This window comes from Rhodobacter aestuarii (assembly GCF_900156655.1).
In the GTDB taxonomy this organism is placed as follows: Bacteria; Pseudomonadota; Alphaproteobacteria; order Rhodobacterales; family Rhodobacteraceae; genus Rhodobacter; species Rhodobacter aestuarii.
The window spans coordinates 168,720-184,151 of sequence record NZ_FTOG01000006.1 but is presented as its reverse complement, the minus strand read 5'-3'; the positions used below and the strand labels follow the sequence as shown (position 1 = coordinate 184,151).

Genomic DNA, 15,432 nt, shown 5'->3' with positions numbered 1-15,432 from the left:
GAAAAGGGCAATTGCCTATGGTTCCTTGCAGGTGCCTTCTCCGCGATCATTCTAGTGCCTTAGCGCTTTTTGACGGGCGGCGCTCATCTTTTTTGCCAGCAAAAGCTCAGGAAAGGCGCATGTAATCCACATATTTGTTAAACTTCGTTAATCGCCTTGCGCCCTCAAATTGCCCGAACAGAAAGTCGTGCCATGTCTGATATCTATGTTTCCGCCGCTGCCGCCGAGGGGGGCGACGGCAGTGCGGCGCGCCCCTTTGCCACCATCCAAGCGGCGGTGGATGCGGCGCAACCGGGCGATACGATCTTGGTTGGTGCGGGCGAATATATTGAAAACGTGACCTTTCGGAACAGCGGTGCGGAAGGGGCTCCGATCAAGCTTGTGTCTGCAGATGGCCAAGGTGCGGCGCTGATCCGGCCCGCCGATGCGGCGGCAGATACGCTGGAGATCGCCGGGGCCGACTATATTGAGGTTTCCGGTTTCGTGCTGGTGGGCAGCGATGATTCGACCCGGCAGGTCGTGCATGTCCATGGCACAGACAGCGGGACCAATTTCGCCTCCAATGTGGTGATTGCGGATTGTCTCATCGAACGCGGGGCGGGCGACGGGATCAAGCTTTCAAAAGCTGAAGATGTCACGCTCAGCGGCAATGTGATCACCGGTGGCGGCCCGACCGAGGCCGGGATAGACTGCGTTGGGGCCAACCGTGTTGTGATTGAGAACAACACGATCACCGATAGCCCCTATATTGGGATCATGCTCAAGGGCGGTTCCACCGATCTGATTTTGCGCGGCAATACCATCACGGGCGCGGGCCATACGGCGATTGAGGTCGGCGGCTACACGGCCGAGCAACACTATCCCCCCGGCTTCTTTGACAGTGGCAGTCAGTGGGAAGCAGGCAATGTGCTTTTGGACGGAAACACCATCACAGACAGTGGCAATGCGGCGCTGCGGGTGATTGGGGCACAAGGGGTTTTGGTTTCCGGCAATACTATGTCAGGCACCAATGCGGTGGTGAAAATCGACGATTCCAGCCTGTATCACGAGACGTGGTATGCAACCGATATTGGCTTTGTCGGCAATGCGATCCCGGAGGGTTGGCTGATCGATCGTTCTGAGCAGGCGGTGATTTGGACCGATGCCGAGGCTGGGCAGGCCTACGAAGACTGGACCGAGACAACAGCGGCCGTCACGACGGTCGCCGATCAGGCCCCCGTAAGCGCCCCTGATCCGGTGGAGGTTGCGCCCATCACGGGGACCGGGAATTCAGATGATTTGCGCGGCACCGATGAGGCCGATGTGATCGAAGGTCTTGGCGGCAATGACAAGATTGAGGGTGAAAAAGGCGATGATTTGATCTCCGGCGGCAGCGGGGATGACACGATCCGCGGCGGGGAGGGCGATGATACCATCCTTGGCGACAACGGGCGGGACCGGCTTGAGGGCGAAAACGGCGCGGATATGATCGCCGGTGGCGGCGGGGCCGATACGCTTAAAGGTGCCGATGGCAATGACCTCTTGCAAGGCGATGACGGCAATGATCGCCTTGAAGGCGGCGATGATGACGACACGCTTGAAGGCGGAGACGGCTCAGATCTTTTGCGCGGCGATAATGGCGATGATCTGCTTGATGGCGGAGAGAGTTCCGACACGCTGGAAGGTGGGGCGGGGGACGACACGCTGATTGCGAGCGCCGGGTCCGATACGCTCAAGGGCGGCGGCGGCGCAGATGCCTTTGTGTTCACTGCAGATTTGGCGTTCAGTTCTGAGCGGTTGACAGATTTTGATGCCCGCGACGGCGACCGGATCGTGCTCACGGGCTTTGGTGAGTTGATCGACAGTTTCACCGATCTCGACACCAATGCGAACGGCATTTTGGATAATGGAGATGCCTTGATCCGGGTGTCCGGGGGGCGAACCTATATCGACCTCTCGGCGCAATATGGAGATGCCGCCGGGGAAGATGTGATCCGCATTGATGATGATGGTCTTGATAGCCTCGCCTTTTTATTTGCCTTTGGCTGACCCTTCCGTTGGATAGGCTGGAGCCCCTGTTTGCGTATCACATCGTCTAAACTGTTCATGAAGTGATCGAAAATGGCGCATTTCTTTGGGCAAACGGGCAGCGTTTCAAAAATAGGTATATGGAAAGCCTAATTTCGGTTGCCGCGCGGGACGAAACTGAGGGCCCCGGGTTATAATTCGTAAAGGCAAGAGACTCGCAGCATTCCTTCCGCAATGAAAGGCAACGCATGCAACGTAAGGTCAAAAAGGCGATCTTCCCGGTCGCTGGTTTGGGAACCCGGTTCCTTCCCGCCACCAAGTCGATCCCGAAAGAGATCCTGACTCTGGTGGACCGCCCACTGATCCAATACGCCATTGATGAAGCGCGGGCGGCAGGGATTAAGGAATTCATTTTCGTCACCTCGCGTGGGAAATCCGCGCTGGAAGACTATTTCGATGATGCGCCCGAGCTTGAGGCGTCTTTGCGCCGCAAAGGCAAAACCAAGCTTCTTGAAACGCTTAGAACCTCCAATATGGATTCTGGCGCCATCGCTTATGTCCGGCAAAACCAGCCGCTTGGTCTTGGCCATGCCGTTTGGTGCGCCCGGCGTCTGATTGGCAATGAGCCGTTCGCCGTTTTGTTGACCGATGATGTCATTGCAGCAGACAAACCCTGCTTGCAGCAAATGATCGAAGCGCATGCGGAAACCGGCGGAAATGTCGTTGCCGCGATGGAAGTTCCGCCCGAGCAAACCGCCTCCTACGGCGTTTTGGATATTGCCGAAGATATGTCCTCGCTCGTGCGCGTGAAAGGGATGGTTGAAAAACCCAAACCCGAGGAGGCGCCTTCGAACCTTGCGGTGATCGGGCGTTATATTCTGACGCCCAAGGTGATGCAGAACCTCAACAAGAAAAAAGAGGGCGCGGGCGGTGAAATCCAACTGACCGATGCGATCGCCGAAGAGATTGCCGTTGGCAATCCGGTCTATGGTTTCCGCTTTCGTGGTCAGCGCTATGATTGCGGCTCCAAAGCGGGGTTCTTGCAGGCGACGGTCGCCTTTGGCTTGGCGCGCGATGATCTGCGGGAGGAATTCAACGAATTTCTGCATGAAATGATCATTGAGCGCGAGGCATTGCGCGTCGCTCGGACTGCAGCTGAGTGATCTGCCCCCAAGTGCAAAAGAAGCCGCGCAATTCGCGCGGCTTTTGCGTTTTGGATTGAGAAGGCCGGACCTAATTGGGCATGAAAAGCAGCGTCAAAGATCCGCCCAGGCCACGATTGTAAAGCGGGCGACGTTCTTTCAGTAGGTCATCGATCCGCGGGTCATCCACCCGATGCGCATAGGGTTCCAGCCAAACCAAAAATTGGGGGTCCCGTTCCATTGGGGTGATCTGCTCCCCCGAGCCGCCATGGGCAAGCACAACCTCGGGCGTGATGATCGCATCAATCGCGCGCCCCGCAATGTCACCCATCCGCGCTCCGTGTGTGCCGCGCATTGCATAGGCGTCATAGCCTTGTGACTCGAGCAGTTCGGCCAGAAAAACAAGGTAAAGCGTGGCGAAGTTTTGGTAATGCGCGGCCCGACGCCCGCGCATCATTTCCAGCTTGAGCCAACCATCGGCCGAGGCCAAATCCAGCGCGGTCAGATAGGCGCGCGCACCATATTGAAACAGCGCATCGTCCTCGGCCATGATGCCGATGATCGCTGCGTAGAGCCCGCGACGGTAGAAGTGGTTGTTGCAGCAAGCCGTGCTCGGCAGGCCGCTGATCGCGGAATGTCCGCGCGCAAGGCGGACCATCCACGCGTCGATTTCTGCCAGATCGCCTTGCCGATCTGGTAGTTGATCTCGCACCATCGAAAGCGCGAAGGCCGCCGCGAAAAGCGCACTTTCCACTGTGTACCAAGCCTGCGGTTCATCCGGGCTATAGCCAAAATTCTCAAGCGCTTTTGCTTGCGCCCATTTGCTCAGCAGATCGACAAGACACTGGGCGTGGTAGTCATCCTCCGCCACCAGCTGCGCATTTGCCAAGTTGCTCACCGTTTTTTCAAAGCCGATGAACACCTGCACCGCATCCCGCCAGCCGGCGCGATCAACATAGAATCCGGGCACGGTAAAACCGGGCTCGGGGATTGGCAGGGCCATCGCATCGCGGCAACTCATTCCGAATTTTGCGCTGGCAATCTCGTCCAGTAGGAGCGGGGTGTTCGCCGTTTTCAGAGCCGCGCGGCGCGCGGGCAAATCCAAAAAGCTCGCCGCCCGGTTGGTGACCTTGAAACGAGAGACATCCACCGCTTCGCGCACCGGAAAGACAGAGGCCCCGGTTGGCCGCGGGGCGGTGGTTTGGCTTTCGAGCGGGGAGGGAAGAAGCAGCATGGCCAAAAGCGCGGCCTGAACGTGCCCCCTCATGCGCCCGACCCAAACAGCCGTGCAACCAGAGAATTGCGGCGCAGTACGACTTCCAGCGGTTGCCCGATTTGCGCGGCATCAAGTGGCTGGTCCGCCTTGAGCAGAACCGAGGCCAGCGTGTCTTCGCGCCGCAGCCTGTCTGGAAAGCCAAAGCGGGGTTGTGCATCTGGTGTGAGGGTGATCCGCTCGATTGTTGCGTGAAACGGCGCCCCCGAAATCGGGGTAACGACGGCTCCGCCTTGGCCCACGGCCAGATTGCGCGCATCGGCCACAGGCACCAAGGTCTCGATCCGCAAGGCCTCAGGGTCGGCGCGCGTCAGGGTCATCACCAGATCACCGGCCAAAACCCATGCCCCATCTTCTTGATACCACTGCACGATGCAGTCACAGGGCGCATAGGCATCAAGCGCGGTTTTGCGCATTTCAAGCGCGCGTTGGCGGGCCATGAGCAGGGCGCGGGTTTCCGCTTGGCCGACGGCGGGCTCTCCCGCTGCTGCGTTGACGGAAGCTGGTCTGGCTTCTGCATCCGCGGCAAAGGCCAGATCGCCATCATCGGAGGCGAATTCCAGAGTATCCAGTGAGGCGAGGGAAAACGCGGGTTGCAGGTAGCCCGGCGCGGCGGTCGGCGGCGTGTCCTGGTGCGGTGCTGTGGCCACGCCGCCTCCCGAAGCTGAAGCAATCGACAACGCTTCCAGCTTCGCCGTTGTCTCGAACCTTTCGGTGTCGAGCGCATCGACAGAGATTGAATAGAGCGGTGCATCGCGCGCCACGCGCGTGCCCACCGCAGTGATCCGGCTTGAGACTTGCCCCATTTCCGGCGCACGCAGATCAAGCCGTGCCGCCGTGACGGTGGCAAAGCGCGCAGGCACAAAAACGGCATGGTCGTAAAGCGCGGTGGCAATGAAGCCAAGCGCCCCAAGGATCACCGCAAATGACAGACCCAGCGTCAGCAGATTGCGTCCACGCGTGGTGTTTTGCTCGGCGCCGTCGGTCGTTTCGGCAAAGGTCGGATCGTCGGAGCGGTCCAATAAATCGCTGGGCGAAGCAACAAGCCCCGCGTGATAGCTGCGAATGATCCGGCGCAGCGCCTCACGATGCGTTGGGGCGAGGTTTTCAAAGGCAAAGGTCAGCGTTGGGTCCGACGCTTCCATCCCGTGCTGGCGCAAGATTGCACGGGTTTTGACCTCAAAAGTGAAGCCATGCAGGTTGATCCGCAGCAGCGCTTGCAGGCTTTCGCCGGGTTTGGGTAAGGGCGGTATGTCGCCGCCTTCTTGTGCCGCCGGCGCGGCATAGACGGTCATTTCATCCAGAGTGAACGACACGCCTTCATGCACGGTGTTGTCGAAAACGACAAAAAAATTGAGATGAACGGGTCGGCTGCGCAGAGGCGAGCGGCCGAGCATTTCAACGCGTGGCAGCGCCTCTGGCTGAGAATTGTTCTGTGTATTCATCCTTTGGTGTCTCGCATCTGGTTGCGGGTGGCCCCGAAGCCGTGGGCCACCGGAACAAAGGGGAGGGATCAAAGTCGTAGAAGGCGCGCAATTTCCGTGGTTGTGCCGGGGCTCACATCGGTGATCACGCCGATCATCGTGCCAACCGCGAGTGTGAAACAGGCGAGTGTTGCGGCATGCAAGGCCCAACCGGTCGTGCGGGAAAGCCGATCCGCATGGCGGGTTTTGATCGCTTGGCGGGTCCAGCTTTGGCGGTCTAGGTGGTAGGTCAGGATCGATTTCAGCATCCCGCCCCAGACTTGGTTGTAATACATCAAGAACGGCCAGCTTGGGTGGAAGCGTTTGTAATGGGCCCCAGCCATCGCCGACATGACGCCGCGGGTCACAAAGGCCAGCGCCAGATAATAAATCGCGAAGACCGGGCTATAGTAGAAGCACAGGAACAGGGTCGAGATGGGGCCGGTCAGCGCGGTCCAGATTGACAAGCGCTGATCAATCAGCGCCCACCAAACAAAGGGCCCAACGCGGCGCGGGCCGAGCCCAATAGCGCGGCCATTCGCGCGCAGCATATTTCCAAACCAACGTGTCATCAGTTTGCTGGATGCCGGAAAGAATTTTCCCGGAGCAGGAAGCGCCTCGATCCCGGTGGCATAGACATCGGGCAAGTAGAGCATCCGGCGGCCTTCACAAAGCACCTGAAACCAAGTGCTTTTGTCGTCTCCGGTCAAAAAGGTGATCTCGCCATGGCGCCAATGCGAGATCCGATCGGTCTCGACGCGCCGCACAAAGGCCTCCGAAGTGGCGATTTCTGCCCGAAACAGGGAAAAGCGCCCGGTTAAAACAAGCAAGCGTTTCGACAACGCCATCGAGGCCATAAGCGCGTGGCGCTGTGCGAGCCGCAGCGCGAACCACTGTTGCGCGATCGGCGTGCCCGTGACCTCGGCGCGGTTGTTGGTGGTGATCGCATCCAACCCCGGATCGGCCAAAAAGAAGGGCAGCGATTTTGAAAAGGCATCGGGCGCCAAAACCACATCGCCATCCATCAAGGTCACAATAGCACCGGGCGGCAGGGCATCGCGGGAAATCGCGCGCAGCGCCTCTGAAATGGCGCGGCGCTTGCCTTTGCCGTCTTGGAACTGCGCGTGAAAACGGATCTGCGTCGGTGCGCCGAGATCGGCATAAAGCCGGTTGAGAATGCGCACATCGCGGTTTGACGTGACGGAGGCGATGATCGTGGTTGGGACATTCGCATTCAACGCGGCGCGGCACAGGCCCAGATAGCATCGCGCGATCATCTGCGGGCTCATGCCGTAAGACAGTACGACCACGTAAAGATGCGGAACGCTTTTGTAAGCTGCGGCGGCTGTGGCGCGGGCACGCAACCGTGGATAGACCCGATGCAAAAAGATCAACGCGCGGATCTGATGCAGGCTCCACCAACTGTAGCGCCAGGCCGCAAGCCCGCCCAATGTTAGGAAGAAAAGAACTGTCCCGTCCGGGCGGGGCAGGGTGAGGGCCGTGCTCCACAAGGCGGTGGCAAGCCCAAAGTAAAGTGCCCACCAATGCCAAATGTCGGGCTGTGCCCATAGCCGTTGAGAGAAAGGCGATGTGGGGCGATGCTGTGGGACGTCTGTCATGAGAAGCTCACCGTTTGCCCATCCCAACGGGCCAGACCGGTGATCGGTCGGCCATCTAGCAGAACGTCGCGCAGCACCGCCTCGCCCGGTTCGCCGGCCAGAAAACTCCCACCACCAGCGGTATCAATCTCTCCGCCGATCAGTGTTGCGCGCCGCTCTGATGTATCGGGGCCATTGCCAAAGCGGATTGCGGCACTGCCTGCCCCAGCGATCAAGTGGCAATCCGTCAAGGTTGCCTGCCCCCCAAGCCACATGCAGGCGGCGGCATTGCGCGCCCTTGGGCGCATGGCCGTCATGGTCACACGGGTCAGTTTGTTGTTTGGGTTGTTGCGCCAGATGCGCACGCCATATTTGCAGCCATGCATCGAGCAATCGGTCATCTCAATGCCATCGCATTTCAGGTCAAACCCGGCATCGCCCATATTCACCGCATGGCAGTTAAAGAACCGCGCCGCGCGGGTTTCTTCTTCTAAAACAATACCATCGCCCTGAACGTAACTGGAGCCGCGCGCCTGAGCGTCAATCGCGCTGACCGCATTGCGTAGGGTAACGTTTTCAAAGCGCAGGTTCTCTCCGGCAACGACCGAGATGAGTTGTAAGACGTTGGTGCCGCCGCCGTCAGTGAGCCCGGCGTCCAGCCAGAGATCGCGAAAAACCGCATCGGACAGGCTGTGAAACCGCGCAAAACCGCGCCCAAGCCCAAGGGCAGAGCAAGACTCGACGCAAAGACGGGTCACGTTGGTGTCGCGCGTGGTTTCGATAACGCGCCCTGCATGGCGCAGGTGAAGATCGCGCAAGGTCAGGCTATCGAGCGCCCCTTCGAGCAACAACAGGCCGTTTTGCGGTGCGCCCTCCGCGACCGGGCCAGAGAGCGTGAGGTATGCAACATCGACGAGGCGCAGGAAGGGTGGCCCCTTTAGATCCGGGGCGGTGCGGCTTGGCCATCCTGAGCCGCCGCGCCGAAGCTGTGCCCAGCCGTTTGCTGGGGTTGCCGGGACCAGTGTGCCATCGCCACCGATAAAGCCGAAGCTGATTGTTATCGGGCGGCTTGCAAGGCCCGAGCGGCGCAGCACCGCCTCCGTTTCGCGCCAAAAATGCGGTGTCTCTCGGTCTCGTGGAAAGCCGATCAGCAACTCGTCATCGGGCTCAATCGCAGCCAGTGCGGCTTCGAGGGCGCTTAGCGGCATCGCGTCTTGCCAACTGTGCCCCGCACCGCTGCCCGCGCCGGAAATGTGGATTTCGCGTCCCATCTCAGCCCTCCTGCCGTTCCAGCATGAGGCGGCGCCAATCTGTTGATGCGGCGGTGCCCGTCGAGATCCAGACCTCTTGCGTGGTCACGTCCACCCAAAGCGCACCAAGCAGAGGCGGCGTTCCTTGCGGCGGTCTATCGGCCAGATGGCGCGCGACCCACTCGCCCGGCCAACCTCCGTTTGGCAGCGTTGCGCGCGCCGCCGAGGCGCTTGCCCGAGCCAAGGCGGCTGCGAGTTCGGCAAAATTCGCATTCACCTTCTCAAAAGCGCTGCGCAGGCTTTCCCCGGTGCCATCATCTGGTGTTTTGCCGATCTCGATCCGTTCAACCAATACTCATCTCCATAAGCTCGGACAGGCGGCGCGAACTATCGGTGCGCAGCGTGACGGGAATTGGAGGTGCCGCCTGCGCCACAGCCAACCGCAAGGGTGCGGCTGAGACGCAAAGCAGGGCGATACCGCCTTTGAGCGTGCTGCGACGGCTGAGCCGCAACGTGTTGTGCTGTGTGTGGTCGGCCTTTGCCGCCCTCATGCGGTTTCCAAACGCGCATAAAGCGCATGGGTGTCGCGGGCAATGGCGCCCCAGTTGAACGCGGCCAGCAGGTCGCGATGCGGCATCTCGTTCCAGCGCGTACGCAACACTTGCGCCAGCGCAGAGATGTTGCCTTTCGGGAAGTAATGATCCTGCTCTAACCCGAGGTCACGGTTGGCCGTAATGTCTGACAGCAGCACCGGCGTGCCGATGGCCGAGGCTTCCAGCGCCACGATCGGCAGCCCTTCGTGATGCGAGGCCAAAACGAACAGGCGTGCCCCTTTCATCAGCGCGGCGACACCTTCATGCGGCACAGAGCCGGTCATCACAACGCGATCTTGCAAGCCCCGCGCCGCGATAAGCGCGGCCAGTTCTTTGTCGTGGTCTGAGCCGCCGTTGCCACCTGCAATCACCAGTTTCGCGGGGAGATCGGTGCGGCCATAGGCTTCGATCAGATCCGCGAAGCCCTTTTCGGGCACCAGACGCCCGACCGACAGGATGTAATCTTGCCCACGGAGGCCGAACTGTGCGCGCCATTCCTCGGGGGTGCGGGTGGCCGAGTTTGACGTGGTCAAGATGTGATCCGCGCCATTCGGGATGTAATTGATCGCCTCCGCCTTGCTTGGATAGTCTTCGCGCAGGCGCTCAGCCAAAGAGGCCGAAACCGCAATCACCGCATGGCTCGAGGACACGCCAAGCCGCTCTCCGGATTTCAGCACGAATTTCGCAAACCGGTTCCATTTCGCGCGCAGGAAATCATCCCCGTGATGGGTCAGCACAACACGCAAACCGATGAGGCGAGCGAGCGGCGCAAAGAGCCCGGGGCCAATTCCATGCAGATGAATCATGCCGGCACCAAAGCGAAACCGCGCTGCAAGAACCCCAAGAAATGTGTTCGAGATGGTTTCAAAGTAGCGGTTTTGCGCGGCGGCCAAGGGCATCACATAGAGGTTTTGCGCGCAGACACGTTTCGCACGGCCGATTGTTGGGCGACGGCCAACCACCACGAATTGCTGCTCGGGACGCAAGTCAGCCAAGCGGGGGTAGAGTTGCTCGCAGTGCGTTTCGATGCCACCGGGAACGTCGGGAATTCCGCGAAGCCCGACAACGCAGGTGATCTTCGGGCGCCCCGTTGCGCGCACGGGCTCACGTTTGATCTCGGACTTTTCATTCCGCGGCTCGGTCGGACGCGCAGGTTTGCGGCGCAACGGATCACTTTGGCACTCTTGCGATTGGTTGCGCGAGAGTGTCAGCACATCGGGCTCGGTCATCGCCTGAACGCTCTGCGACGTGGAGCGCGAAAGAAAACTCGCCAGTTTGGACTTCAGCATTATCGGTCCTTTCCAACCGAAAAGTCCGCGGCCGAGCACAAAAGAAACCGTTGTGTTAAAACGGAGAATGCGCCAAGCTAGGTTTATTCGGTCGATATTTGATTCAGAGCTTCCGTGCTAGGAAGCCGGTTCATTCTGGTCTTGGTCGTCGGATGGGCGCGCACCTTTCGCGCGACACGAAAGGCATAAAGAACCGGACCGCATGACGCTCATGTTCATGCAAGTTACCGAACGCCATGACGAAGCCATCCCTGCCAAAAAGGCACGGCCCATCCTGTAGTCGTCTTGAAGGATATGCTTTTCTGAGGGTCAGTTAATTTGTTTCTGGTGGCCTATCTCCTTTTTGGGTCAGGTGGTGGCTGGGCAAAATTCGTAACCCGACGAGGGGCGGCTTAGTATCCCGAGCCGCGCCCAAACTCTTTCGACAAAGTGCCGAAAACGATCTTGAGATCCCCCCAAAAGCTCGCTGTGCGCAGATATTCGAGGTCATGATCAAGGCGCCCGCGCGCCGCTTCGTAGGTGTCTGTTTCTCCGCGATAGCCGCGCACCTGGGCGAGACCGGTGATCCCCGGCAAAACGGCGTGCCGTCGCATGTAACGGTGATCAAAATCTTCGTAGCGCACGCCTGCGGCGATCATGTTGGGCACATGCGGGCGCGGCCCGACAATCGACATCGTACCTTCCAACACATTGAGGAGTTGGGGCAATTCGTCGATTGAGGTGCGCCGCAAAAAAGCGCCGACGGGGGTGATCCGAGGATCGCCCTTCACCGTTTGCTGCACCCCGGAACTGTCGCTCAGTTCGGTGCGCATGGTGCGAAACTTGTAGATTTGGAACGGCGTGCCCTTCCGTCCATACCGATTTTGCCGAAAGAAAACCGGGCCTGGGCTGGTCAGTTTGATCGCCGCCGCGCAGCCAAGAAGCAACGGCGCAAGCATGAGAAGCCCTGCCGAGGCCGAGACGATATCAAAGCTGCGTTTGGCACGATGATAGGCCGCGTTACGGCGACTTTGACGGCGCCGCCCCGGGCGCGGTGGCGCCTGATGGACCCACGCAGGCTGAGCAATCGATGCGCGCGCCGGATTGCGCGGAGCGATATCGAAGCCCACGAGGGTCGCCGCCATGAAGGTCGACCGTCTTGAACTGCGCTTATGCTTGCGCGGTTCAATGACAGGGTGATCGTTATGATGTATTTCTGGCGTCGCCGGACGATTTCGGTCCGATGAAATATAAGTCTCTACTGCCTCGGCTTTCGCCGAGACATTTTGAAAGTCCCGCATAATTCAAGCGTCTCCCGCATGCTCACAGCAACATGAAACCAACCCCTCTCCCAAGGGGGTGCGCGTAGCTATGGCTCCATTGGCCGATTGTGATTGATGCTCGATCTGAGAAACAGATCACCCCTTAAAGAACCTACCGAAGTCCATTTGCCATTGGCTCGTCGGAGGCTGGCGCAAGTCTTTACCCACTCACTCGCGTTAACTGACGTTAACACAATTCCGGTTCCAAAATACATATTTTCCTTGAGAAGGGGGTGTGGGCCGAGAACGAAAGCGGAACATTTCCTGTTATTGATTAAATGATCATCAACAATAGGCCTATTCATGGCGCTGCGTTCTTTCTGCAAATTACGGGGGCCTGTCCTTTTGGATAGGATACTTTCTTTTTCACGGCGGATTGAAACGAATCGTTCAGCTTGCTGTCAGTGCCTTATTTTGTTGATCATTTCGAGAGCCTGTCCGTTTCGGCCTGATCCGCCAAGACTGACGAAAAAGACGGCGTCGAGAAAAATCGCTATGCTTTTGGTTGACTAAGTGTCGCGCCAATCGCTGTGCTGCGGCAAGATGAACTCAGACGACGCCTGAACCCAAGCAGGAGATCAAGATGACTCGGACCCTCTCGTCACGCAGCGCGTTCCTTCGTGATTTTAACTCGGCTTGTGGTCGGGCCGCTCTCGTTTTGACACTCCTATGTGTTCCGTCTGCGATGATGGCAAGCGAAGCCGCGGTCGAGGGCACAAGCTGCCAAGACATGGACGTGCCTTGTCGTGTCGGGGAGATGGACAACTGGGCGCTGATTGATACGCCCGCGCAAGGCGACACGCCCGCCGCCCTGAGCGTTGGGATCTATTCAGATGCGCCGGTGAGCACGCTCTTTGACCGACAAGATTTCGCGCGGCTCAGCGTGACCTGTTCCGAGAACCGGACGAGCCTTCGGCTGCGGTTTCCCGGCAATGTGCTGAGTGATGTCGCTGACTATGGGAAGGTTATGGTGGGCCTTGATAACGAAGACCCGCGCGAGGTTCTGTTTAGCCGGGCAGAGACGGATGATACGCTGGGGCTGATGATCGGTTCACAAGCCGTGCCCTTCGTGGTGCAGCTCATGGGGGCGCGGTCGGTGCAGCTTTCCGTGACCTCGCTAGCGGATCGCCCGCTTGAGGCCTCGTTCTCTTTGGCAGGGTTAGGGGCCGCGATGGTGCCGCTCCGGCGCGCGTGCAATTGGTGAGCCCATTTTAACTAAAGACTCGCGCGCGTGCGCGCGCGGATATTCTTTTATGCGTCTTGTTGTGGTTCGAAGCTGTCTTCCGCATAGCCAAAGCGCTCAAAATCTTCACGGTAGAAGTCATAGATCAGTTTTGCCGTCTGCGGATCCATCGCGGTGGCGCGTTGCTTTGACATGTTCGTGCGCGGAAGGGCGGCGGCTTCAACGCCTGCAAGCGCGCTTAACCGTTCCATCAATTCCTCTTGCTGATCCTCAAGCCGAAAGGCCTCCGTCCCGGCAATGCTGAACGCGCTCTGAGGGCGGATATGGTTGGAATAGATATAGGGGTTGCGGCGGTATTGCGTGAAGACCCAGCGCACCCAGCGCGCAAAGCCCGGTTCGGGCAGGTGCCGCCAAGGGAAATGGCGATGCCCCATCCGGTAATTGTATTCGCTGAGCAACCGCGCATAGGGGTTGCGGGTCACGCAAAAGGAGTAGTCGAAGAAATCGGCTGAAAACAGCGTTTCAATCAGTTCGCCGTGGAAGTGTTGCGGCACGCAGGGCAGGCGCAGATGATTTTGCTTCATCCGCAAAGACTCCCCCGATTGGGTGGACAGAAAACTCTCGATCGACGTGCCCCCGGCCTTGGGGATGTGAAGAAACAGCACGTTTTTTTGGGCAAGGCGGAAAATCGGCATGTGAGAAACTCCTTGAACTCAGCTTTCCCGCGCAAAGCGGCGCAGGGAAGGGATCAATTTCAGAAGGGGGGTGCGTTCGGGGCCGAGGCGTTGCGGGGCGAGCCGAAGCAGGCCCAGATAAAACAGCACGCACATCAGCCCGAGGGAGATCAATACGACAAGGGCTGGGGTTCCGATGGCAAGCAAGCCCAGTCGCGCCAAGCCCAGTATCGTTGCCAATGTGAGCCCCCAACCCGCATGGCGCATCAAAGCGGCACGAATGGTTTGCAAGGGCATGCCAAAGCGCAGGCGTAAGATTGCAAGCCCCAGCGCAAAGCACCCAATCACCGCAAGGCTGACCCCGGTTGCAACGCCCGGCAGCCCCCACTGTGCGCCGATCAACGCGCCTGCAAGCACCATTGCCGCATAGCTCCATTGCCAAAGCGCGCCGAGATAGACATGCCCGGAGGCGCGCAGCAACGTGCCCGTGAACTTATAGGCCGTACGAAAGAACAGGGTGGCGACCATGACCTGAAACGGCACAACGGCTGGCCCCCATTGTGGCCCCATCAAGACCAAGATCACCTCTGGTCCGGTGATCAGCAGATAGACGCTCAAAGGGATCTGGGTCAGCGCGCAGAGCCCGACCGCCATCGCATAAGCGCGGCGCAACCGCTCGGTATCGTCTTGCAAATGGGCGAGCGCGGGAAAAAGCACCTTGTCAGCCATGCTGCCCACAAGGTTCGCGGGCTGCGCCAAGAGCAGATAAGCACGCGAGTAATGCCCAAGCGATGCCGAACCCAGATATCGCCCAACGACGAAGTAATCGAGGTTGAGCGCAAAGTAGTTGCCGATCTGGGTCAGTGAAACACCAAATCCGAAGCGAAACATCTGCCGTAAACAGCCAAGGTCAAAACCAAGCTTGAGCCGGTAGCCTGCGAAATGGATGTTTAAAAGGGCCTGCAAGGTGGTCTGGGCGATCTGCCCGCCGACCAAGGCCCAGCCTCCAAAGCCGAGCTTGGCGAGCGTAATCGCGACCGCTGCATACCCAAAAAGGTAGGAGCCCACAGCAACCCCGGCCAGAACCTTAAAGCGGCTCTCGCGTTGCAGCAAAGCTTCACTGACGAGCCCCGTGGACTGAACGATGAAGAGAGCGGCGAACACTTCTATATAGGGACGCAGTCCGTCGATGGCGTAAAACCGCTCCAGCGGCCTGGCGAGCGCGAACACGATCAAGGCCACGATCAAACCTGAAAGCAGTGTCGCGGCGGTGGCAGAGTGAATATGCGCTTCGGTGAGCGTTTGCGATTGCACGACCGAGGGCGCGATCCCGATTTTGCCAAACACATCGGCCAGCGCGACAATGGTCAGCGCTGCGCTGACCACACCAAAAGCCTCGGGCACCAGAAGGCGCGAGAGCACCATCAGCACCAAAATCTTCAGTACGGCCTGCACGCCGCCACCCGAAAACATCCAGAGGAAGTTCTGCAGAGCGCTCGGGCCGAGGGCTTTTCTCGGCGCTTGCGCCTGCCCGAGTGATTCGGTCATTTCGTCTCCCCTTTGGCTCTCAGTCTCCCGTCCACCGCGTAAATTGTGAACCAAAGATGCGCAGTTCTGGGGCGCGAACCGGCGAAATCCCATAATTTTGCAAAAAATATT

13 protein-coding genes are annotated in these 15,432 nt (G+C 59.2%); 3 read left to right on the top strand and 10 right to left on the bottom strand.

Going from position 1 to position 15,432, the window contains the following annotated elements; translation table 11 throughout:
- Window positions 1–192 precede the first annotated feature (192 nt).
- Both BW967_RS10195 and galU read left to right on the top strand, forming a co-directional pair.
- The gene (locus BW967_RS10195; RefSeq protein ID WP_076484962.1) at window positions 193–2,028 is read left to right on the top strand and encodes a right-handed parallel beta-helix repeat-containing protein; all 1,836 of its coding nucleotides are present in this window, start codon (window positions 193–195) and stop codon (window positions 2,026–2,028) included.
- A gap of 227 nt (window positions 2,029–2,255) precedes the next feature.
- A complete protein-coding gene (gene galU / locus BW967_RS10190; protein WP_076484961.1) occupies window positions 2,256–3,170 on the top strand; it encodes a UTP--glucose-1-phosphate uridylyltransferase GalU in 915 nt (304 codons plus the stop codon).
- Window positions 3,171–3,240: 70 nt separating this feature from the next.
- Here galU and BW967_RS10185 read toward each other — a convergent pair whose 3' ends face one another.
- From BW967_RS10185 to BW967_RS10150, 8 genes are all read right to left on the bottom strand, one after another.
- A complete protein-coding gene (locus tag BW967_RS10185; protein ID WP_083952126.1) occupies window positions 3,241–4,416 on the bottom strand; it encodes an alginate lyase family protein in 1,176 nt (391 codons plus the stop codon).
- Complete coding sequence (locus tag BW967_RS10180) at window positions 4,413–5,867, bottom strand: HlyD family secretion protein (RefSeq protein ID WP_108188591.1); 1,455 nt, start codon at window positions 5,865–5,867, stop codon at window positions 4,413–4,415. The genes BW967_RS10185 and BW967_RS10180 overlap by 4 nt, the downstream gene beginning before the upstream one ends.
- Window positions 5,868–5,935: 68 nt before the next feature.
- A complete protein-coding gene (locus BW967_RS10175) occupies window positions 5,936–7,504 on the bottom strand; it encodes a glycosyltransferase (RefSeq protein WP_083952124.1) in 1,569 nt (522 codons plus the stop codon).
- Complete coding sequence (locus BW967_RS10170; protein ID WP_076484957.1) at window positions 7,501–8,754, bottom strand: right-handed parallel beta-helix repeat-containing protein; 1,254 nt, start codon at window positions 8,752–8,754, stop codon at window positions 7,501–7,503. Before BW967_RS10170 ends, BW967_RS10175 begins: the two co-directional genes overlap by 4 nt.
- A gap of 1 nt (window position 8,755) precedes the next feature.
- Window positions 8,756–9,085, bottom strand: coding sequence for a hypothetical protein (locus BW967_RS10165; RefSeq protein ID WP_076484956.1), 330 nt, complete (start codon window positions 9,083–9,085; stop codon window positions 8,756–8,758).
- Window positions 9,078–9,284: a hypothetical protein gene (locus BW967_RS10160; RefSeq protein WP_076484955.1), complete on the bottom strand. Its 207-nt coding sequence runs from the start codon at window positions 9,282–9,284 to the stop codon at window positions 9,078–9,080. The genes BW967_RS10165 and BW967_RS10160 overlap by 8 nt, the downstream gene beginning before the upstream one ends.
- A complete protein-coding gene (locus tag BW967_RS10155) occupies window positions 9,281–10,615 on the bottom strand; it encodes a glycosyltransferase family 4 protein (protein ID WP_083952122.1) in 1,335 nt (444 codons plus the stop codon). Before BW967_RS10155 ends, BW967_RS10160 begins: the two co-directional genes overlap by 4 nt.
- A 392-nt stretch (window positions 10,616–11,007) precedes the next feature.
- Window positions 11,008–11,739, bottom strand: a complete 732-nt coding sequence (locus BW967_RS10150; protein WP_083952120.1) for a sugar transferase — start codon at window positions 11,737–11,739, stop codon at window positions 11,008–11,010.
- Between the two features lie 760 nt (window positions 11,740–12,499).
- Between BW967_RS10150 and BW967_RS10145 the strand changes: the two genes are divergently transcribed.
- Window positions 12,500–13,120: a type VI secretion system-associated protein TagO gene (locus tag BW967_RS10145; RefSeq protein ID WP_083952118.1), complete on the top strand. Its 621-nt coding sequence runs from the start codon at window positions 12,500–12,502 to the stop codon at window positions 13,118–13,120.
- 47 nt (window positions 13,121–13,167) lie between these two features.
- On the opposite strand, the gene BW967_RS10140 is transcribed toward BW967_RS10145, so the two are convergent.
- Window positions 13,168–13,794, bottom strand: a complete 627-nt coding sequence (locus BW967_RS10140) for a sulfotransferase family 2 domain-containing protein (RefSeq protein ID WP_076484953.1) — start codon at window positions 13,792–13,794, stop codon at window positions 13,168–13,170.
- 18 nt (window positions 13,795–13,812) lie between these two features.
- Window positions 13,813–15,321, bottom strand: coding sequence for a lipopolysaccharide biosynthesis protein (locus BW967_RS10135; protein WP_076484952.1), 1,509 nt, complete (start codon window positions 15,319–15,321; stop codon window positions 13,813–13,815).
- Window positions 15,322–15,432 lie beyond the last annotated feature (111 nt).